At 64.5% G+C, this 20509-nt stretch carries 17 protein-coding genes; 5 read left to right on the plus strand and 12 right to left on the minus strand.

All coding sequences use genetic code 11. The features are described from left to right. Nucleotides 1-15 precede the first annotated feature (15 nt). From GOEFS_RS10130 to cobN, 5 genes are all read right to left on the minus strand, one after another. Nucleotides 16-804, minus strand: coding sequence for a polyprenol monophosphomannose synthase (locus GOEFS_RS10130; protein WP_007317808.1), 789 nt, complete (start codon nt 802-804; stop codon nt 16-18). Further along, on the minus strand, nt 788-2488 hold the full coding sequence (gene lnt / locus GOEFS_RS10135; RefSeq protein WP_007317809.1) for an apolipoprotein N-acyltransferase: 1701 nt from the start codon (nt 2486-2488) through the stop codon (nt 788-790). The genes GOEFS_RS10130 and lnt overlap by 17 nt, the downstream gene beginning before the upstream one ends. Next, nucleotides 2485-4116, minus strand: coding sequence for an amidohydrolase (locus GOEFS_RS10140; protein WP_007317810.1), 1632 nt, complete (start codon nt 4114-4116; stop codon nt 2485-2487). The genes lnt and GOEFS_RS10140 overlap by 4 nt, the downstream gene beginning before the upstream one ends. 37 nt (nt 4117-4153) lie before the next feature. Further along, a complete protein-coding gene (locus tag GOEFS_RS10145; protein WP_007317811.1) occupies nt 4154-4654 on the minus strand; it encodes an FxsA family protein in 501 nt (166 codons plus the stop codon). 137 nt (nt 4655-4791) lie between these two features. After that, on the minus strand, nt 4792-8463 hold the full coding sequence (gene cobN / locus GOEFS_RS10150) for a cobaltochelatase subunit CobN (protein ID WP_050949865.1): 3672 nt from the start codon (nt 8461-8463) through the stop codon (nt 4792-4794). Nucleotides 8464-8504: 41 nt separating this feature from the next. Here cobN and cobG point away from each other — a divergent pair, with 41 nt between their 5' ends. Genes cobG through cobJ form a run of 3 tightly spaced genes read left to right on the plus strand, consistent with a single transcriptional unit; the run spans nt 8505 to nt 11858 of the window. Then, nucleotides 8505-9695 (plus strand): precorrin-3B synthase, encoded by a 1191-nt coding sequence (gene cobG / locus GOEFS_RS10155; RefSeq protein WP_007317813.1) that lies wholly within the window; start codon nt 8505-8507, stop codon nt 9693-9695. A gap of 13 nt (nt 9696-9708) precedes the next feature. Beyond that, the gene (locus GOEFS_RS10160; protein ID WP_007317814.1) at nt 9709-10341 is read left to right on the plus strand and encodes a precorrin-8X methylmutase; all 633 of its coding nucleotides are present in this window, start codon (nt 9709-9711) and stop codon (nt 10339-10341) included. Further along, entirely contained in the window at nt 10338-11858 is a 1521-nt protein-coding gene (cobJ, locus tag GOEFS_RS10165; protein ID WP_007317815.1) for a precorrin-3B C(17)-methyltransferase, read from the plus strand. Before GOEFS_RS10160 ends, cobJ begins: the two co-directional genes overlap by 4 nt. Nucleotides 11859-11895: 37 nt before the next feature. Here the strand turns inward: cobJ and GOEFS_RS10170 are convergent, their stop codons facing one another. From GOEFS_RS10170 to GOEFS_RS10185, 4 genes are read right to left on the minus strand one after another with little or no spacing between them, the layout of a single operon-like run. Then, nucleotides 11896-12663 carry a cobalt-precorrin-6A reductase gene (locus GOEFS_RS10170; RefSeq protein ID WP_040524868.1) on the minus strand — a complete coding sequence of 256 codons (768 nt, stop codon included), beginning with the start codon at nt 12661-12663 and terminating at the stop codon, nt 11896-11898. Further along, nucleotides 12650-13423, minus strand: a complete 774-nt coding sequence (gene cobM, locus GOEFS_RS10175) for a precorrin-4 C(11)-methyltransferase (protein WP_007317817.1) — start codon at nt 13421-13423, stop codon at nt 12650-12652. The genes GOEFS_RS10170 and cobM overlap by 14 nt, the downstream gene beginning before the upstream one ends. Further along, complete coding sequence (locus tag GOEFS_RS10180) at nt 13420-14637, minus strand: bifunctional cobalt-precorrin-7 (C(5))-methyltransferase/cobalt-precorrin-6B (C(15))-methyltransferase (RefSeq protein WP_007317818.1); 1218 nt, start codon at nt 14635-14637, stop codon at nt 13420-13422. The genes cobM and GOEFS_RS10180 overlap by 4 nt, the downstream gene beginning before the upstream one ends. Further along, a complete protein-coding gene (locus GOEFS_RS10185) occupies nt 14634-15401 on the minus strand; it encodes an SDR family NAD(P)-dependent oxidoreductase (RefSeq protein ID WP_007317819.1) in 768 nt (255 codons plus the stop codon). Before GOEFS_RS10185 ends, GOEFS_RS10180 begins: the two co-directional genes overlap by 4 nt. Nucleotides 15402-15469: 68 nt before the next feature. Between GOEFS_RS10185 and GOEFS_RS10190 the strand changes: the two genes are divergently transcribed. Further along, the gene (locus GOEFS_RS10190) at nt 15470-15874 is read left to right on the plus strand and encodes a PPOX class F420-dependent oxidoreductase (RefSeq protein ID WP_007317820.1); all 405 of its coding nucleotides are present in this window, start codon (nt 15470-15472) and stop codon (nt 15872-15874) included. Between the two features lie 83 nt (nt 15875-15957). Here GOEFS_RS10190 and GOEFS_RS10195 read toward each other — a convergent pair whose 3' ends face one another. Then, the gene (locus GOEFS_RS10195; RefSeq protein ID WP_040524893.1) at nt 15958-17100 is read right to left on the minus strand and encodes a M24 family metallopeptidase; all 1143 of its coding nucleotides are present in this window, start codon (nt 17098-17100) and stop codon (nt 15958-15960) included. Between the two features lie 40 nt (nt 17101-17140). On the opposite strand from GOEFS_RS10195, the gene GOEFS_RS10200 reads away from it, so the two are divergent. Continuing rightward, entirely contained in the window at nt 17141-18088 is a 948-nt protein-coding gene (locus GOEFS_RS10200) for a 5'-3' exonuclease (protein ID WP_040524894.1), read from the plus strand. 4 nt (nt 18089-18092) lie between these two features. Here GOEFS_RS10200 and GOEFS_RS10205 read toward each other — a convergent pair whose 3' ends face one another. Then, entirely contained in the window at nt 18093-18950 is an 858-nt protein-coding gene (locus GOEFS_RS10205) for a DUF4333 domain-containing protein (RefSeq protein WP_007317823.1), read from the minus strand. Nucleotides 18951-19072: 122 nt separating this feature from the next. Further along, nucleotides 19073-20509, minus strand: a 1437-nt coding sequence (locus GOEFS_RS10210; RefSeq protein WP_007317824.1) for a DEAD/DEAH box helicase, incomplete at its 5' end; no start/stop codon positions are given.

The following is a 20509-nucleotide window of genomic DNA, read 5'->3' on the forward strand; positions in this document are numbered from 1 at the left end:
GTGTGTCTACGGGCGTTAGCCGCGCCGGAACTTCTTGCGGCGGCTTTCGATACCCCACTTGGCTACCTGCAGGAACGCCTCGGTCATGACCCCGCCGCTCATCTTCGACTCGCCGATGGCGCGTTCGGTGAAGGTGATCGGCACCTCGCGGACGATGAACCCGGACTGCAATGTCCGCCAGGCCAGGTCGATCTGGAAGCAATAGCCGGCTGAATCGACCTCGTTGAGCGCGATGGTCTGCAATACGCTGCGACGATATGCGCGGAAACCAGCGGTGATGTCGCGAATCGACGACCCGAGTGCCAATCGTGCGTAGGTGTTGGCTCCCTTGGACAAGAATTCGCGGCGCTTCGGCCAGTTCACCAACTCGCCGCCGGGCACATATCGCGATCCGATGGCGAGGTCGGCGCCTGCGTTCACGGCGTCGAGTAGACGAGATAGCTGTTCGGGCGCGTGTGAACCGTCGGCGTCCATCTCGATGATGACTCGATAGTCACGGTCGAGTCCCCAGGCGAATCCTGCGAGGTAGGCCCGCCCCAATCCGTCCTTCTCGGTGCGGTGCAGCACGTGGATGCGGGCGAGGGAGTCGGCGTCGGCGAGTTTGTCGGCCACCTCGCCGGTGCCATCGGGACTGGAGTCATCGACGACGAGCACGTGAATACCCGGCAATGCGTCGTGCAGACGAGTCACGATGATGGGCAGGTTATCCCGCTCGTTGAAGGTCGGAATTACGACCAGCGCGCCCTCACCGGTGGGTCCGACCTGTTCGGTCGGGTGTTGCGCACCGTCAGTCCCGGCTGCCATCGGGCTCCTTTATGGTCGTGCCGTTTCCCTGCGGGACACCCGGCATTGAGTTCAATCGCCTACTCAATCTAGTGCGCGTGGCTATCGCAAACAAAAAGCCGCAGATGGCAAACAGCGTGAGGACCGTCGTCGGCCAGCCGCCCAGCCGTGTGGCCACGGTCTTTTGACTGTGCAGAACCACTCGCGCCGCGAGGGTATCGGGGGTGAAGAACTCACTTTGCGCGGTGATCGTCCCATCCGGGGCGACAATGGCAGAGATCCCCGACGTCGCCGCGACCAGTACCGTCCGACCGTGCTCGACGGCACGCACTTGCGACATCGCCAACTGTTGGTAGGTCATCTCGGTGCGGCCGAAGGTGGCGTTGTTCGTCGGCACATAGAGCAGTTGCGCTCCTTGATCGACGGCTGCCCGCGCGGATCGATCGAAGGCGACTTCCCAGCAGGTCGAAACACCCACCCGGACCGGTCCGGATGTTCCCGGCACGGTGAGAACCGACGAGCCGGTGCCCGGCTTGAAATCGCCCGCCATATCGGCGTAGGAGGAGAACAACCGGAAGAACGACCGCCAGGGCAAATACTCACCGAACGGCTGCACGATGTGTTTGTCGTAACGACCTACCGGGCCGTGTGCGCCCTGCCAGGTCAACACCGTGTTGGTGTATCGCCCATCGGGGTTAGATACCAGCGTGCCCACCAGAATCGGTGCACCGACCGCGAGTGACGCATCGGTAATCTCCTGTGCGGCATCGGGGTTGGTCAGTGGCGAAATATCCGACGCGTTTTCCGGCCACACCACCAGATCGGGATGCGGAGTGCTACCGGCGTGAATCGCCGCGGCCAACCGCTGCGTCTCTTTGACGTGATTGTCGAGCACCGCCCGACGTTGGGCGTTGAAGTCCAGCCCCAGCCGAGGCACGTTGCCCTGAATGACCGCCACCGTCGCGGTCGAGGGCGACAAGGTCTTGTCCAGTGACTCTGGGGTCAGCGCGATCGCCGCCACCGGCGCGACCAACGCCAGTACAAACACCACCATCGCGGTGCGCAGACGGGTCGAGCGCAGCGGGTGACGATCGTCGGGCCGCGGAGCATCCACCGCGGCCGACCGTCGGTACGACTGCACCGACATCACCAGCAGCCACGCCGCTGACGCACCGAACAAGGCGACGCCAAAGGACAGTCCGGTGGCGCCGACCGCGGCCGCCAACGGCAGGAGCGGACCGTCGACCTGGCTGAAAGCTGCTCTCCCCCAGGGAAATCCGCCAAACGGAAAAGAGGATCGGGCAGTCTCCACCGCGACCCAACTCAACGCGAACCACAGTGGCGGCACCGGCAACCGCATAGTTACGGTGGCCATCACTCCAAAGAGGGCCAGGTAGATCGACAACACCACGGCCAGCGCCAGCCACGGGAGTGGGCCGACGTAAACGCCAATCCACGGCAGCAGCGGAATGAAGAAGGCGAGGCCGAAGACAAAACCGATCCAGGCCCCCTGACGCACGCTGGGTCGTCCGGCACCAATCGCGACGGCCAGCAGACCCAAGGAGGCGACGGCGAGGAACCAGAGATTGCGCGGCGGGAATGCCGCCCACATCAGACCGCCGGCCATCGCACCGACGGCGGTCCGCCATCCCCAGTCCCGTGCGTTGAGATCGTTGCGCAGCTTCGTGGCCGCTTTACTGATCACCGAGCATCTGCCCTGATCTCGGTGTCGCCGACGCCGATGTCGCCGAAGATCGTCTGCCCGGACGAAACAGTGGCCACACAGGTCGGCAGTGTCGCGCCCGGTGCGACGTCGGGCAGTGACGGCACCCTCGAGCGCGGATCGGTAGACCAGCGCTGCACTTTCTCGTCTGAACCCGCGACCACGAAATCGTCGACCTCCCAGATCGAATAGTGCGCGGGCGCCCCGGGTACCAACGTGCCGGTTACTCCGTCGTTGATACCCGCCGCACGCCAGCCGCCTCGTGTGCACGCCGCGAATGCTGCTCGAGCTGAAACGGCGCTACTTGGTGTGTGATGATGCACCGCGGCGCGGATGGTCGCCCAGGGTGATATCGCGGTGACGGGTGCGTCAGACGAAAACGACAGTGCCACACCAGTTTTCGCGAGCATGGCAAAGTCGTTCATCGCCGCGGCACGATCACCGAGACGCTTGGCGTACAGCGCGTCGGCGCCTCCCCAGGCGGCGTCGAAGCCCGGCTGCATACTGGCGATGACTCCGCAGCGCGCCAGCGTCTGGGCCTGTCCGGCGGAGGTCATCTCGGCATGTTCGACGCGATGGGCGCACCTCGCGATTGTCGCGGTCGGCACCTGTTCTGCCAGCCGCTCCAGCGCGGCCACGACGATCGTCATCGCTGCATCGCCGATGACATGAAAGCCGGCCTGGATCCCCGCCCGCGTGCATGCCTCGAGATGGTCGTACACCTGCTCGGCGTCGAGGAAACCGACCCCGCGCGTGTCCGGCGCGTCGGCGTAGGGCTCACTTAGCAACGCCGTGTGCGAGCCCAGCGAGCCGTCGACGAAAAGATCGCCGGCAAGCCCGTGGGCGCCGGTATCGGCGAGGAGCGCAGTGGCCTGCTCGGCGGAGCCGACCGGAGCCCCCCACAGTCGGCGCACCGCGACCGAATGCTGAACCTTCGCGAGCTCACCGAAATCGTCGAGCCCGGAAATCTCCGGTCCACCGTTCTCGTGCACCGCGACGATTCCCTGAGCCGCGCAATGATCGAGTGCCGCACTCTGGGCACGTACCCGCTGCGCGGGGGTAAGGGATGCGCGCGCCCTGGTACGCACCAGGTGATGCGCGGCGCCGGTGAGTAAACCGTCACCGGTGAACCCAGGCTGGGCAGCGAGATCGTCGACCGCGGCGCGCAACGCCGACGACGCCAGTGCCGAATGTTCGTCGACCCGTGCCAGATAGACCGGCCGATCGCCGACGACGGCGTCGATCTGGGCGGTGGTCGCGGTATCGGACCACTCCGAATCATCCCAACCGCCGGTGACCACTACCGCGTCGCGCGGTTGATCGGCCACGAGGATGCGCAAACGTGCTAGCAAATCCGCGCCGGAGGTGGCGTCGGAAAGAATCCGATCGTCCAGCGCCAGGCCGACCGACGTCAGGTGTACATGCGAGTCGACGAACGCGGGTGCGACGAACCGTCCAGCCAGGTCGATGACCTCGGCGTCGGGATGCAATGCGACGCCGACGGCGTCGGAACCCACCCACACGACGACACCGTCGGTGACCGCCAACGCGGTGGCGTCCGGCGAAGCCGGGGTATAGACGTGACCGGAGACCAGCAGTTGGGTAGCCATAGGTCTTCTAGTGTGCCGTGCGCGGGCGCGATCGCCCTCAGTGCCCCCGCTCGATCTGCGGCTGCGTGACGGCATGCGGGTAATTCGTCGAGTCGACGACGGTACTCTCCACGAACACCGTGCCATCGACCACTCGGCCCGGCATGACTCCGGTCGCATAAAGGCCAGCCCGGTCGACGGCAGTGGCGAATTTCCGAGCGCCGAACGCGGCGACGGCGGGAGTCAGCAACCGGCGGACCGGCTTGGCGAGGAGTAGCAGCCCCAGAACCGAGGTCACGATTCCGGGCACGACGAGCAGCATCGTCGACACGGCCAGCAGCGCGGTGTCGGTCAGTGGCCGGCCGGGCGCGATCTCGTTGCGCGAAGCCCGAGCGAGGTCGCCGAATACCGCGCGGCCGCGCCGAGCGAGCAGGATCAGCCCGGCTCCGCCGGCGGCGATGGCGATCAGCAGTGCCCAGCCGAAGTTCAGCCACATCGAGAGTCCGACGAATACCCCGATCTCGATGACGAGGTAGGCCAGGAAGATGAGGCGTTTCATGTCAGGTGTCCCTTTCGCAGACGTCACGGCCGGTTCCGGTCGTAATGGGCCGGAAAACACGCCGATATTCTGTCCAACGAACGAGACGCCGGTTTTGCTCCCGGCCGGCGGCTGTGGGTTGCGTTACGTCGGCTGCTTTACTCGCCGCGCCCTTCGATATCACCCTCGGTTTCCAGGTATACCCGGCGCAGATCGTTGAGCATCTGCTCGGGCGGTGCCTGCCACATCTTGCGTTCGACTGCTTCGAGGAGCCGTTCGGCAATGCCGTGCAGGGCCCACGGATTGGACTGCGCCATGAACTTCTGATTGGTCTCGTCGAGCACATAGGACTCGGTGAGCTTCTCGTACATCCAGTCCGCGACGACGTCGGTAGTGGCGTCGTAGCCGAAGAGATAATCGACCGTTGCCGCCATCTCGAACGCGCCCTTGTAGCCATGCCGCTGCATCGCCGAGATCCATCGCGGGTTGACGACTCGGGCCCGGAACACCCGACTGGTCTCCTCCGACAGCGTGCGCGTGCGTACCGCGTCCGGCCGGGTCGAATCGCCGATATACGCCTCCGGCGCCGAACCGGTGAGTGCGCGCACGGTCGCGACCATGCCACCGTGGTACTGGAAGTAGTCATCGGAGTCGGCGATGTCGTGCTCGCGGGTATCGGTGTTCTTGGCCGCCACCGCGATTCGCCGATACGCCGATCGCATGTCGTCGACCGCCGCCACGCCGTCGAGTCCACGGCCGTAGGCGTAACCACCCCACTCGGTATAGACCTGGGCGAGGTCGGCGTCGCTGCGCCACTGCTGCGAGTCGATCAGCTCCAGCAGGCCCGCGCCGTAGGTACCCGGTTTGGAACCGAAGACCCGCGTGGTCGCCCGACGTCGGTCGCCATGGTCGGCCAGTGCCTCACCGACGTGAGCGGCGACGTAGTTCTGCTCAGCGGGCTCATCAGCGCCCGCCGCGAGCGCCACGGCATCGTCGAGCATCGCGACTACATGCGGGAAAGCATCCCGGAAGAAGCCGGAGATCCGGACGGTCACGTCGATACGCGGGCGGCCCAATTCTGCGGTATCAATCAGTTCCAAGTCGACGACGCGTCGAGACGCTTCATCCCAGATCGGCGAAACTCCAAGCAACGCAAGCACTTCGGCGACATCGTCACCGGAGGTTCGCATCGCCGAGGTGCCCCAGACTGAGAGTCCGACGGATTTGGGATATTCGTCGTGGTCGGCGAGATAGCGCTCGATGAGCGAGTCGGCCATCGCCCGACCGGTCTCCCACGCGAGGCGGCTCGGCACCGCCTTGGGGTCGACCGAGTAGAAATTCCGACCGGTCGGCAACACGTTGATCAGACCGCGTAGCGGTGAACCACTTGGCCCGGCCGGGATGAATCCCCCATCGAGGGCATGCAGCACCCGATCGATTTCCGCGGTCGTCTGACGTAGACGCGGAACTACCTCGGTTGCCGCGAAGGTGAGAATATCGGCGACGGCGGCCGGGTGGCTCGCTGCCGCTTCGGCCACCGCCGATGCGGTCCAGTTCCCCGCGGCGCAGCGTGAAACCAGTTCGCGTGCGACAGCTTCGGTGGCATCGACGCCGGATCGATCGACGTCGGCGCCCGATACGCTCTCGTCGAGCCCGAGGGCTTCCCGAAGTCCCGGTAGAGCCGACGTGCCGCCCCAGAGTTGGCGGGCACGCAGCATCGCCAGCACCAGATCGGTCTCCGCCTCCCCCGCCGGCGCCGCACCGAGGATGTGCAGCCCGTCGCGGATCTGGACGTCCTTGATCTCACATAGCCAGCCGTCGACGTGCAGCAGCATGTCGTCGAAGACTTCTTCGTCGGGGCGCTGCGCCAGCCCCAGATCGTGGTTCATCTTGGCCGCCGTCAGTAAGGTCCATATCTGTTGCCGAATCGCTGGCAGTTTCGCCGGATCCAGAGCGGAGATGTTGGCGTGTTCGTCGAGGAGCTGTTCGAGGCGGGCGATATCACCGTAGGACTCCGCGCGCGCCATCGGCGGAATGAGGTGATCGACGAGGATCGCGTGCGCCCGGCGCTTTGCCTGCGTTCCCTCCCCCGGGTCGTTAACCAGGAACGGGTAGATCAGCGGGAGCTCGCCGAGGGCGGCGTCGGTGCCGCATTCGGCAGACATACCAAGGGTTTTGCCGGGCAACCATTCCAGATTGCCGTGTTTGCCGACGTGGACCACGGCGTCCGCGCCGAAACCCCAGTCCTGATCGGCGAGCCACCGATAGCAGGCAAGGTAATGGTGGCTCGGTGGGAGGTCGGGGTCGTGGTAGATCGCAACCGGCTTTTCACCGAACCCGCGCGGCGGCTGCACCATGAGGACGATATTGCCGAAAGTCATTGCCGCGACGACGATATCGCCGTCGGGGTTAACCGAGCGGTCGACGAAGAGTTCGCCTGGCGCCGGACCCCAGTGTTCGTCAACAGCGTCGCGCAGACCGCTGGGGAGCGTAGCGAACCACTTTCGGTAGTCGGCCGCGGCGACGCGAATCGGGTTGGCCGCCAAGGTTTCTTCGGTCAGCCAATTCGGATCTTGGCCGCCGGCGGCGATCAGCGCGTGCATCAGGGCATCGGAATCATCCTGCGCCAGACCAGGAATAGCGTCGTCACCGTCTACTGGTCCAATGTCGTAGCCGGCTTCACGCAGCGCGTCGAGCAGTCGGAGCAGGCTTTTCGGCGTATCGAGACCGACGGCGTTGCCAATGCGGGCGTGTTTGGTCGGATAAGCCGAGAGCAACATGCCAATTCGACGTTGTGCGGCCGGGATTTTCCCGAGTCGCGCGTGGCGGACGGCGATGCCGGCGACTCGAGCGCAGCGCTCGACGTCGGGTTGATACCAGGGCAGGCCGTTCTCGTCGAATTCTTTGAACGAGAACGGAACGGTGATGATGCGGCCGTCGAACTCGGGTACCGCGACCTGGCTGGCGACATCGAGTGGTGACATGCCGTCGTCGTTAGCGGCCCAGTCATCCCGCGATCCGGTGAGGCATAGACCTTGAAGGATCGGAATATCCAGGGCGGCAAGACGTTCGATATTCCATGCCTCGTCGTCGCCGCCGGCGGATGCGGTCGCCGGGGTGGTACCACCCGCTGCGAGCACCGTTACGATCAACGCGTCGGCGGTTCCGAGTAGGTCAATGAGTTCGTCGGGTGCGGTGCGCAACGATGCGCAGAACACCGGAATCGCACGGGCACCAGCGGATTCTATTGCGGCACAAAGCGCCTCGACGTAACGGGTATTACCGGCCAGATGTTGCGCTCGGTAGTACAGCACGGCGACGGTTGGTGCGTCGCCGTCTACCGTGCTGGCCTCCCGTTCCAGAACTCCCCACGACGGCGTTTGGACTGGCTCACTGAATCCGAGTCCGGTGAATAGCACGGTGTCGGACAAGAAGTTGTAGGCGTTCGCGAAGTTCTCGACGCCGCCTGCCGCCAAGTAGTTGTGCGCCTGTGCGACAACGCCGGCCGGCAGATTGGACAGGGCCATCAGATCCGGATCAGGTGAGAGTTCGCCAGACAAGACGACGACAGGTTTAGCCAGTGCCAACACGGCGTCGAGTCCGTCCTCCCACGCGCGTTTGCCGCCGAGGATGCGCACGACGATCAAGTCGGCGTCGGCCGCCAGCGCGGGAATGTCGTCGACCAGTATCCGGGACGGATTTGCCCCGGTGAATGGTGGTCGTTCTCCGCCGATCCGATCGGTGACCGCCGCCGCGGTGATGAGGTCGGTATCCGACGTGGACAGCAGCAGGATCTGTGCGGTGCGCGAATCTTGGACGGTGTCAGTCATGGTGACCACAACCCTAATAGCGCAGTAGCTAGGCTAGTGAGGTGACCCTTCGGCCCGAGTCGGCAGCGCAATCCGCGCAACGCAGCGTCGCCGATCGCTGCCCGGGGGTTTTCGCTACTCATTCGGCAGCCGACGGCCCGCTAGCACGAATAAGGCTGCCCGGTGGCGCATTGCGAGCCGACCAACTGCAGACCCTCGCCACGGCAGCCGCCGACTATGGGGACGGTTACCTCGAGTTAACCGGCCGCGGCAATATTCAACTGCGGGCAATCGCCGATGTCGACGCGGTCGCGGCACTGATCGCTGATTCGGGTCTGGTCCACGACTCCACCACCGATCGCCAGCGCAATATCGTCGCGTCGCCGCTATCCGGCCGAATCGATGGCATCGCCGACATTCGCGCGATTGTGGCCGAACTCGACGATGCCCTGAACTCGGGTGCCGCTCCTGAATCGTTGTCGCGTCGCTTTTGGTTCGGCCTCGACGCTGGGCACACCGACGTGATCGCGCAACGTCCCGACGTCGCGCTCCTGGCCACTGCCGCCGATCAGTTCGACGTGGTGCTCGGCGGCCACCACGTGGGCTCGACGTCGGCGACTGCCGCGGTCGATGTCTTACTCGACGTGGCACGTCAATTCGTTGCCGCTGCGCCGGACGCGTGGCGTGTCTCCGACATCGACGCCCGACTCTTCGCCGCTATCCGTTCGCGAGTCGCGGCAACACTCGAACCGCCAACTCACGACGAACCACTCCGGCCCGCTGTGCGCAGCCCATTGGTCGGGTGGTTCGCCCAAGACGACGGCCGCGTCCTACTGGGAGCGACTACTCCACTGGGGCGGCTCCCGGCACGGACCGCGGAATTCCTCGCGGCCATCGGTGCCCCGCTGATCGTCACGCCGCACCGGGAGATCGTCATCTGCGACCTTGGCGAAGGTGTCGCCGACACGGTGGTCCGAGTTCTCGCGCCGATGGGGTTGATCTTCGACGCCAACTCGCCGTGGACCCTGGCATCGAGTTGTGCGGGAGCCCCTGGCTGTGCAAAGGCGCTCGCACCGGTACGTGAACACCTCGCGGCGCTGGTCGAATCGACACCCGATGCGATTAGCGAGCCGGAACACTGGGTGGGATGCGAGCGGGCCTGCGGCACACCGACGCATGCGCACACGCGGGTCCAGGCGGTACCCGATGGGGCGGACGGGGCGATCACCTATCGTCGAACGCCCATGTCATAGGCTGACTTTCATCATGAGTGAGCAGTATTCCTATATCCGCGACGGCGCGGAGATCTATCGGCAGTCCTTCGCCACCATCCGCGACGAGTCAGACTTGTCGGCGTTCGACGCCGACCTCGCGACGGTGGTCGTGCGGATGATTCACGCATGTGGCCAACCAGATCTCACCGGCGATGTGCGGGCCAGCACCGGACTCGTCGCCGCCGCGCGCAGTGCGCTCGCCGCGGGTGCTCCGATTCTCTGCGACGCGAATATGGTCGCATCCGGCGTAACGCGAACGCGATTGCCTGCCGACAACACGGTTCGTTGCTTCCTGGGTTCACCCGGCTTGGCTGAGCTAGCCGCTGAGTTGGATACCACCCGAACGGCCGCCGCTGTCGAGTTGTGGCGACCCCAACTCGACGGGGCCGTCGTCGCTATCGGCAATGCGCCGACGGCTCTATTCGCTCTGCTCGAGTTGATCGACGCCGGTGGTCCGAAACCGGCCGCGATCGTCGGCGCGCCAGTGGGTTTCATCGGCGCGGCTGAATCCTGCGACGCATTGGCGGCGCGCACCGATGTCGAATTTCTCACCGTTCTCGGTCGGCGCGGCGGTTCGGCCATCACCGCCGCCGCCCTCAACGCACTCGCGAGTCCAGTCGAATGAGCGGAACGCTATGGGGTGTCGGCCTCGGTCCCGGCGACAGCGAACTAGTCACCGTCAAGGCCGCCCGGGTGATCGGTGCGGCGGATGTGATCGCGTATCACTGTGCGCGCCACGGACGTAGCATCGCGCGCGGCGTTGCCGAACCCTATCTGTCGCCCGGACAGATAGAAGAACGACTGATGTATCCGGTGACTGTTGAGACGACGGACCATCCCGGCGGATACGCCGGCGCGCTCGCCGACTTCTACGCTGAGAGTGCGGAACGGCTGGCCGTGCATTTGGCCGCTGGTCGCGATGTCGTGGTGCTCGCAGAGGGTGACCCGCTGTTCTTCAGTTCGTATATGCACATGCACAAACGCCTGGCCCCCCGGTTTCACGCGGAGATTATTCCCGGGGTGACATCAGTGTCCGCCGCTTCGGCTGCCATCGGCATTCCGCTTGTCGAGGGCGAGGAGAATCTTACCGTTCTGCCGGGGACAGCACCCAAGGCCGAACTCGTCGCTGCCTTACGCGCGGGACACGCGCTGGCAATAATGAAGCTGGGCCGCACTTTCCCGACTGTTGTTGCCGCACTTGAGGAATCAGGCCGGTTGGACGAAGCCTGGTATGTCGAACGAGCGTCGACCTCGCAACAGCGAGTAGCCCGCGTCGTCGACGTCGACCCGACATCGGTGCCGTACTTCTCTCTCATCGTGGTGCCCTCGCCGCTCAATCAGGGTTGGACGGATGACGCACCAACCCCGGCACGAGGACCGGTCGCACCCGGCGCTGTCACCGTTGTCGGGCTTGGTCCCGGGGGCGACACCCAAACAACGCCGCAGGTCGCCGCGGCACTCGCCGAAGCGACCGATCTGATCGGTTACAAGACCTATCTGGCCCGGGTTACCGCGCGGCCCGGCCAGCGGGTTCACGCGAGCGACAACCAGGTCGAATCCGAACGCGCCGAATTCGCGTTGAGTCTGGCGCAGCGCGGTGCACGAGTCGCTGTGGTGTCATCGGGTGATCCGGGGATCTTCGCGATGGCGACTGCCGTCGCCGAGATTGCTGCCGAACCTCGCTGGCACGACGTCGCCGTCCGGGTACTGCCCGGCGTAACCGCGGCGACCGCAGTCGCCGCTGCTTTCGGCGCTCCCCTGGGCCACGATCTCGCGATCATCTCGCTGTCGGACCGGTTGAAGCCGTGGGAGGTTATCGCTCAGCGGATCCGCTCGGCGGTGACCGCCGATCTCGCCGTGGCTATCTACAATCCGGGGTCGTCGCAGCGAACGTGGCAGGTCGGGGAATTGAAAACACTTCTCCAGCAACATCTTCCGGGTGATCGAGTGGTACTGCTCGGCCGCGACGTCGGTGGACCGACGCAATCACAGACCGTCACCACCGTCGACGATTTGGATCCGGCGCAGGTCGATATGCGGACCCTGATCATCATCGGATCTTCGACGACGCGGGTCGTACGCCGAACAGGCGGGGACCTGGTCTTTACTCCCCGCCACTACCCTTCGGAAAACCGCACCTGATTGACCCACCGAGGGCACCCTGCCCTCGGTGTCGTTGCTACGTGCGGCTTTGGGCAGCGAGCAGCCATCCCAACGCCGCAGCCGCGTCGTCGACACTGCGCAACCCGATCGGCTCAACCGGCCGATCAACCACGACGACGTCGATGCCCAAGTCACGAGCGGCGTCAAGTTTGTCGCGGGTGAGCGCTCCCCCGCTGTTTTTCGTGACTAACGTGGTGATTCCGTAGGTCCGCATCAACGCGGCCTCGTCGTCGTACCGATAAGGCCCACGGGCGGAAAGGATTTCAGCATTTAGCGGCACGAGGGCGGTGGGCGGATCGACAACCCTGATGAGGAACCACGCATCGTCGATACCGGCGAATACGTCGACATCTTGCCGACCGGTGGTCAGAAAGATCCGACCGCCCTGCGCCGCAACATATTCGGCAGCCGACGTCATATCCCGAACGCGATGCCAGCTGTCCGTTGGTCCCGGTTCCCACGGTGGTCGCCGTAGTCGAAGCAGTGGGATCGATGTCTGGTCGCATGCCGCTGCGGCGTTGCGGGTCATCGACGCGGCAAACGGATGAGTCGCATCGACAACTGCTGAAATATCTTGTGCTCTAAGGTAATCGACCAGCCCGCGCGTGCCGCCGAACCCACCGATGCGCACCTCGCCGACCGGGAGCCGGGGGCGCTGCACACGCCCGGCAAGCGATGACACCACGTCAATTCCAGCGTCGGTAACGACTTTCGCTAGTTCTCGTGCCTCGGCGGTCCCGCCGAGAATGAGGACTCGCCCCGTTGGTCTCTCAGTGCTGCTCATCAGCACGCAACTTGCTCATCCGAGCCTGCGAATACAGGTAGCTGTTGGTGGCATCGGGGTGCTCGGCGGCGTCTAATACGGGGCCGATGAAGATCACCGCGGTACGCGTGATGCTGGACGCGGCCAACGTGCTGGCCAACTCACTCAGCGGGCCGCGCACAATCTTCTGCTCTGGCCTGCTCGCGAAAGCGACTGTCGCAGTAGGACAATTGGCACCGTAGTGCGGCAGCAGCGCGTCGACGATCTGGTCTGCTTGATGGGCGGCGAGATGCAGCGCCAGCGTCACACCGGAGGCCGCTAGCGTTGCTAACTCCTCGCCCGGCGGCATGTCGGTCGACAACGTCGACACTCGGCTGATCAGCAGACTCTGTCCAACGCCCGGAATAGTGAGTTCGGCGCCCATTGCCGCCGCAGCGGCAGCGAAGGCTGGCACGCCCGGAACAATCTCGTAGTCGATGCCGAGTTCAGCCAGCTGTCGAGTCTGTTCTGCCACAGCTGAATACAAGGACGGGTCGCCCGAATGTAGCCGAACCACGTCATCGCCACGAGCATGCGCGGCGACTATGTGGTTGATGATGTCCGCCAATGGCATCCGGGCAGTGTCGATCAGCGTGGCATCGTCGGGACAGTGCGTCAGCATCTCGGCGGGTACCAATGAGCCCGCGTATAAGCAGGTTTGGCAGCGGGCCAATATCTGTGCGCCGCGTAGTGTCAACAGATCCGGCGCACCCGGCCCGGCTCCGATCACGTAGACAGTCACAGGTCATCGCCCCGTTTCTCGACTACCCACTGCACTATCGGCAACGCCGGGCGCCAGGTAGTCATTGTGCCCAGTGGCGCGGCATGCTCGACGCCCAGCCGAGTCAGCGTCCCGCCCTGTGCGGCAAACGATTCCGCGAGAAGCGATTGGTTTTCGACAGTGACGGCGTTGATGACTAGACGTCCGCCCGCGCCTAATCGCAGCCACACCTCGTCCAAGACCGTGCGTGTCAGGCCGCCGCCGATAAAGACAGTGTCCGGGGCCGGCGCCTGGTCGAACGACTCCGGTGCACTGCCGACGATACTCAGCCGGTCGGCCACACCGTGCCGCGCGGCATTGGACGCGATACGCTCCGCGCGCTCCGGGTGAGATTCGAAAGCCAGAGCGCGACTGGATATGTCGGTCTTCAGCCATTCGATAGCGACGCTTCCTGAACCGGCGCCGATATCCCACAATACTTGTCCGCCGGTCGGTGCCAATGCGCCGACCGTCACCGCGCGGACTACGTGTTTGGTGAGTTGACCGTCGTGGTCAAAATCGTCGTCCGGAAGGCCCGGGGCAAGCCTTCGCGACGGCCCACTCATCTCCAGCGCGACTACATTGAGTGGGTCGCCTGAGGGCGACGCCCACGAACCGGCCGTAGCCGAATACATCTTTTCGTCTGATCCACCCAGTTGTTCCAATACGGTTAGCGTGGATCCGGCAAAACTATTGCGCGCCAATATCTCCGCGACCTGTGCCGGTGTGTGCTGATCACGAGACAACACCAGCACACGCTTACCATGACTCGCCGAGGCCAAGATGGTCTGAGGCGAAGCACTGACCAGCGAAACCACCTCGGTCCGCGCGAGATCCCAGCCCATCCGCGCGGCGGCGAGACTCACACTCGACACCGCGGGAATGACGCGCACCCCATCGCGTCCGACTCGCGCGACGATAGAAGCTCCGACGCCGTGGAACATCGGATCACCGGAGGCGACGATATGCGTGAACGCGGCAGAATCATCGGCGATCAATTCATCGAGGTGCGCACTCATTGGCGAGCGCCACGGCACGGTCCGGGCGGTGACATGGCCGGCCAGCAACGATAGTTGCCGCGACGATCCGATAATTGTTGTCGCACTGGTTAATTCGTCCTGCGCGGGGCGAGTGAGGCCGTCCCAGCCGTCGGCACCTATTCCGACGACGACGAACCTCGGTACACCACCGCTCATCGCGGCAGCCGACGCCAGATCGCCCGAGGCAACAATCGAAACACGAAGATGGTCGGCCGGATGGCCCACGGCACCCACACCTCGCGCTTCCCGCGCCGATAGGCACGCGCCACCGCGTCGGCCACCTGGTCCGCTGTGGAACTCATCGGTGCCGGCTTGACGCCAGTGGCCATCAGGTCCGCCGTCATCGCCCCGACGACAAAACCGGGGCGCGCCAACAAGACTCGCACCGACGTGTGGTGCAAGGCGTCGGACAGCCCACTGGCAAAGCCGTCCAAGCCGGCCTTCGTCGAGCCGTAGACATAATTGGCTCGACGCACCCTGGCTCCGGCGATCGACGAGAACACCACCAGCGTCGACGGTAACGTCTGCTCCCGCATAGCATTTGCGAGCAGGGTAAGAATGCTCACCTGAGCCACGTAGTCGGTCTGCGCGATTTGCAGCGCATGGGAAACGTCGGTCTCCGACCGCGGCGCGTCACCGAGAATTCCAAAAGCAACGATCGCCGCTTCGATCGGGCCGTGTTCGGCCATCAATTCGCTGACCAGCGCCGGATGAGTGTCGGTGTCATCGGCGTCAAAAGCTACCGTGTTCACCTCGAGGGCGCCCGCGGCAAGCACGATCGCGCGTTCGGCACCAAGTTCGTCCGGACGACGCGCCGCCAAAACGACTCGACGCCCCGCAGCCAGCCGAGCGGTCAATGCGACGCCGATTTCACTCCGGCCGCCGAACAGAACGATTGTGCCCGTGTCCGCAGATGACATCTCTCGATCATCCCATTCGCGCGGTGCCGTCGACACCGCCGGGTCGGCCCGACGATAGCGTGGTGGCCGTGACCCGAACACCCGACGACCTGACCGAGCCCGCTTACGAATTTCTCACCGAGCGGCACTTGGCGACCCTCTCGACCGTTCGCCCCGACGGCACGCCACATGTGGTACCCGTCGGCTTTACCTATGACCCCGAGACCAGAACCGCGCGTGTAATCACCTCCGACGGCAATCAGAAGGCCAGAAACTCCGAACGTGCTGGCTATGCCGCACTGACCCAGGTCGACGGTGCACGATGGCTCACGCTGGAAGGCGCCGCGCGCATCCGTCGCGAACCTGACCAGGTACGCGATGCGGAGAATCGCTACGCGAACCGCTACCGCGTGCCCCGGCCCAACCCGCGCCGGATCGTCATCGAGGTGACGGTGACTCGGATCATGGGTTCGTCGACCCTACGGGGCGACTAGGCGTCTTCCGGGAATTCACCTCATTTGCTCGGATCCACCTCGCCAGTTTCGGGAGGTGGATCCGTGTGAACGAGGTGGATACGCTAGCGACCGTCCAACACCGTCAGACCATGTGGACGCACGTTAACTGGCTCGCAGCCGCTGTCGGTGACGATGACAATATCCTCGATCCGCGCGCCCCACTGCCCTGGAAAGTAGATGCCTGGTTCGATGGAGAAAGCCATACCCGGCCGTAGCACGACGTCGTTGCCACCGACGATATAGGGCTCCTCGTGTACCGACAGCCCGATCCCATGGCCGGTCCGATGGATGAAAGCGTCGGCGAGTCCGGCCTCGGCGAGCAAGTCCCGGGCCGCCGTGTCGATCGAGGACGCGGTAACGCCGGGACGAACTGCCTCGGTCGCCGCGGTCTGTGCTCGTTCCAGTGTCTCGACGGCGGCGGCGATTTCGGCCGAGGGTTCGGCAAAACAGTAGGTCCGCGTGGAGTCAGAGTTGTAGCCAGTCGCAATCGGTCCACCGATGTCGATAACCACGATGTCCTCGGCTTCGATGACGCGGTCGGAATACTCATGGTGCGGGTCGGCACCGTGTGGGCCGGAGCCGACGATGACGAACGCCGCCGACGTATGTCCCTCGGCGATGATCGCAGCCGTGATGTCGTCGGCCACCGCCCGTTCGGTCCGACCTGGGCGCAAGAACTCACCCATCCGCGCATGAACTCGGTCGATAGCCGCACCGGCCGTCCGCAATGCATCGATCTCGACGTCGTCTTTGATCATTCGCAGCTCGCGCAAGACATCGGTCGCGAGCGTGGGTGTCGCGCCGATTCGCTCGGCGATGGGCACCAGATGTAAAGCCTGCATCGAATCTGATACCGCGACAACGGGATTGGCGGTCGCCGCATCGAGCGCGAGCGCATACGGGTCTTCACCGTCGACCCACGACGACAGCGTGAGCCCCAGGTCCCCCGCCGCCGACCCGGTGAGTGACGCGAGTTCGAGTTGCGGCACAACGACGGTCGGCACCGAGTCGGGGTCGGCGGCGATCGCCAACACCGTCAGACGTTCAAAGGTCTGAGCACGTGACCCGATCAGGTACTCCAGGTCCGGTCCCGGACTTACGAGCAGTAGGTCGACCCCAGCGTCGGCAGCGAGTTTGGCCGCCGATGAGAGTCGTCGGGCATAACTGGATATCGGAAGCAACGTGGACTCAGACACGGTTGCCAGGCTAATGCCTACTAAGGTTGCGGGCATGCCTGGCACCCTGATGCTCCTCGACGGCGCAAGCCTCTGGTTCCGTTCTTACTTCGCACTGCCGGAGAAGATGACCGCCCCCGACGGCCGGCCGGTGAACGCGGTCCGCGGATTTGTCGACACCATCGCGGCGCTGGTCACCAAGCACGAGCCCACGCGTCTGGTGGTATGCCTCGATCTCGACTGGCGGCCGGCGTTTCGCACCGACCTCATCCCGTCGTATAAGGCGCACCGTGTCGCGGAAGAGTCTGCCACCGCACCTGACGTCGAAGAAGTGCCCGACACGCTGACTCCGCAGGTCGATATGATTATGAATGTTCTTGCCGCAGCCGGTATTTCGAGTGCCGGTGCCGTCGGCTACGAGGCCGACGACGTGATCGGCACGTTGGCCTTCGCCGAAGCCGACGATGAGGTGATCGTGGTCAGCGGCGATCGCGACCTCCTGCAAGTCGTCGCCGACGACCCGGTTTCGGTCCGGGTGTTCTATGTCGGTCGCGGATTGGCGAAGGCCGAACTGATGGGCCCGGTCGAGGTAGCTGAAAAGTACGGCCTCGATCCGAAGCGGGCCGGTGTCGGCTACGCGGAGATGTCGATGCTGCGCGGCGATCCGTCCGACGGTCTGCCCGGCGTCGCAGGCATCGGCGAAAAGACCGGTGCCAAACTACTCAATGAATACGGCAGTCTCGACGCGCTTGAGGCCGCGGCCAATGATCCGACGTCGAAACTGCCGACACGAGCGCGAGGTGCCATCCTCGCCGCATCCGATTACCTTGCCGCCGCACGCACAGTCGTCACCGTCGCGACCGACGCCGAGATCGTGGTGACTCCTGCTCTCAATAACCAAAACACCGACACCATGCCGTCCGAACCAGCCGATCGAGCGGCGCTCGATGAGTTGGTGGATGAACTGGGTATCGGTGCATCGGTGAAGCGTCTCGCGACTGCCCTGCGGTGGGCGTAGCGAACTAACTGGGTCGGCTGACCTCGTAGTTGCCGTCGCCGTCCAGGAAGGTGATCGTCACCTTCCGTTCCGAATCGCCGACCTTGACCGTGCAGGTGAAGGATCCACCCTCTTTGACCCGCTGCCCGGACGGACATTGCGCGTTGGAGACATTGGTGGATTTGTAGTCTTCGGTCAACACCCGCTCAACACCCTGCTGCGCGGCGTCCTGTGAGAGTGTCTTGGGCGCCCAACCCGGGACGAGGAATGCGGTGATCAGCACGATCGCGGCAATCGCCGCGAGAACACCGGCACCGATGTAGTAGAGCTTTCCGGACTTCTTCGGGGTCGGCTGGCCCATCGGACCGAACGGGTCGTTCTGCTGGCCGAATTGACCTGACGGCTGACCAAACTGCCCGGGCTGTCCAAACTGGCCGGGCTGACCATACTGTCCGGGCTGACCGAACGGCTCCGGATTGGTAAGTGGTGCAGTCGGATTCGGTTGCGATGTCGATTGCGGTGCCCCGTATTGTCCAGGAGTGCCGTACTGCGGTTGCTGCGTGGGCTGTCCCGGCGCGCCGTATTGCGGTTGCTGCGCGGGTTGCCCCGGAGCGGCATCGTAGTGCGGCTGCTGTGGTTGGGGGCCGGAGAACTGCGTGGGTTGGCCATACTGAGTCTGCTGGCCGTATGGATCGGGCTGAGCAGGGGTGGTCGGCTGGGCAGGAGCCGGCTGCGCCTGAGTGGGCAGAGTGGTCGGGTTGAACTGCGTGGGCGCGTAATTTCCCGGGCCTGTGGAAGGTGCCGGTGTAGAACCCGAGGTGGGATCCGACGCCGCGTTCGGGTCGGACGGGCTCGGAGTGTTCGGCTGTTCAGGCTCGGTCATGAGTCCCTCCCGAAGGGGTTGCCACCGTGGCAACCGAATTTGTCGGATACGGCTACAAATGCTATCGCAGTAGGCTCATACGCAGGTGGATCACCACGGAGATTGTCCGCCAGTTAGCGGGGTCATTTCAGCTCGACCGCTACTATGCCGCGTCTTATAGCGCCGATCGCGCTGCGTGCGGTGGCCGCCAGCCGGGTCTTCGAATCGACACTCTTGGCCACCTGTTCCAGCAGGTCGACGACCTGCCGGTTCCATCGGACGAAATCCCCGGGTGACAACAGATTGCCGCGATCGCCGGCGGCGACGAGCGCCTCGGTCAACGATCGTCCCGACGCCCACAATGCGACAGCGACCGAGAATCCGGTGTCGGGTTCGCGTGTCGGTGTCAGTCGATGACGTGACTCAACCTCGGTGATGTCCTGCCAAATGCGGACGGTATCGGCCAGCGCCGCGCGCAGTCCGGCGCTGCCCGGCATTGCGTCGACTCCCGAGTAGGTGTCGCGGCGCGCCTCGAAGACGAGTGCGGCCACTACGGCGGCCAGTTCATGTGGCGGCAGGTCGTCCCAGATCCCTTCGCGCAGACACTCGCTGACCAACAGATCGCTCTCGCTGTAGATCCGACCCAGAATCCGTCCCGGATCGGTCACTTCGGCCCCGGCGCCGACCTTCTGTAAGTATCCGAGGTCAGTCAGCACGCCAACGACCCGATCGAAAGTCACCCGCAGTGTCGACGTACGCGCGGCGATACTGGCGTCCAGTGTGGCTATGTCACGAACTAACCTGTTTCGGCGTTCGGCCAATCGGAACAGCTCATCGGAGTTGTCCAGCTTATGCGCGGGGTGTGCCCGCAATTGTGCTCGCAGACTTGCCAGTTCGCGGTCGTCGGCTGCCTCGGATCGCTTGCGCTGACGGCCGCGAGGTAGGTCGATACCGGTCGAGCGCAAAGCCGACGCGAGGTCTCGTCGACCTCGGCCGGTCCGCCGGTCAATATGTTTGGCCAGTCGCATGTTGCCCAGTACCTCGGGCGTATTGAGGAAATCCCGGACCCCGACCCGTCCGCACCAACCGTCCTCGGTCAGCACCATCGGCTTGGGGTCGGCTGCATTGGACGCTGGTTCGATAACCACCGCTATGCCCCGATGCCGGTTGCCGTACAACCCGATCACGTGGCCGCGTTTGAGTGCGGCCAATTCGTCGGTGGTTGATGCCAAGTCTGCGTTGCGTTGGACGAACTTGAGTTCCCGCTCACGCGACCGAATGTCTTCGCGCAGTTGGACATATCCCAGGAAGCCGTCATACGCGTCCGAGTCCGACGCGCCCTGTCCTCGCGATCCGCCGAGCGTCGGGTCGCCGGGGGTGATGCCGCGCCGGGCCGCGGCGTTTGCCAGTTCCCCATCCATCCGGCGTAATGCCCGTTGTGCTTCGTCAACTTTGCGGGCCTGCCCTACCACCGAGCGGTCGGCTTGGAATTGCGCGAAGGACCGATGCAAGATCTCTCGAGACCCATGTAGCCCCAACCGGTCGATGAGATTCACCGCCATGTTGTACTCGGGCGCAAA

This window comes from Gordonia effusa NBRC 100432 (genome assembly GCF_000241305.1).
GTDB classification, from domain to species: domain Bacteria; phylum Actinomycetota; class Actinomycetes; order Mycobacteriales; family Mycobacteriaceae; genus Gordonia; species Gordonia effusa.

Excerpts from the sequence above, each read along its gene's own strand:
- GOEFS_RS10130 (WP_007317808.1), bottom strand. The coding sequence starts at position 804 with ATGGCAGCCGGGACTGACGGTGCGCAACACCCGACCGAACAGGTCGGA.
- GOEFS_RS10140 (WP_007317810.1), bottom strand. The coding sequence starts at position 4,116 with ATGGCTACCCAACTGCTGGTCTCCGGTCACGTCTATACCCCGGCTTCG.
- GOEFS_RS10145 (WP_007317811.1), bottom strand. The coding sequence starts at position 4,654 with ATGAAACGCCTCATCTTCCTGGCCTACCTCGTCATCGAGATCGGGGTA.
- cobN (WP_050949865.1), bottom strand. The coding sequence starts at position 8,463 with ATGACTGACACCGTCCAAGATTCGCGCACCGCACAGATCCTGCTGCTG.
- GOEFS_RS10160 (WP_007317814.1), top strand. The coding sequence starts at position 9,709 with ATGAGTGAGCAGTATTCCTATATCCGCGACGGCGCGGAGATCTATCGG.
- cobJ (WP_007317815.1), top strand. The coding sequence starts at position 10,338 with ATGAGCGGAACGCTATGGGGTGTCGGCCTCGGTCCCGGCGACAGCGAA.
- GOEFS_RS10170 (WP_040524868.1), bottom strand. The coding sequence starts at position 12,663 with ATGAGCAGCACTGAGAGACCAACGGGGCGAGTCCTCATTCTCGGCGGG.
- GOEFS_RS10180 (WP_007317818.1), bottom strand. The coding sequence starts at position 14,637 with ATGAGCGGTGGTGTACCGAGGTTCGTCGTCGTCGGAATAGGTGCCGAC.
- GOEFS_RS10185 (WP_007317819.1), bottom strand. The coding sequence starts at position 15,401 with ATGTCATCTGCGGACACGGGCACAATCGTTCTGTTCGGCGGCCGGAGT.
- GOEFS_RS10200 (WP_040524894.1), top strand. The coding sequence starts at position 17,141 with ATGCTCCTCGACGGCGCAAGCCTCTGGTTCCGTTCTTACTTCGCACTG.
- GOEFS_RS10205 (WP_007317823.1), bottom strand. The coding sequence starts at position 18,950 with ATGACCGAGCCTGAACAGCCGAACACTCCGAGCCCGTCCGACCCGAAC.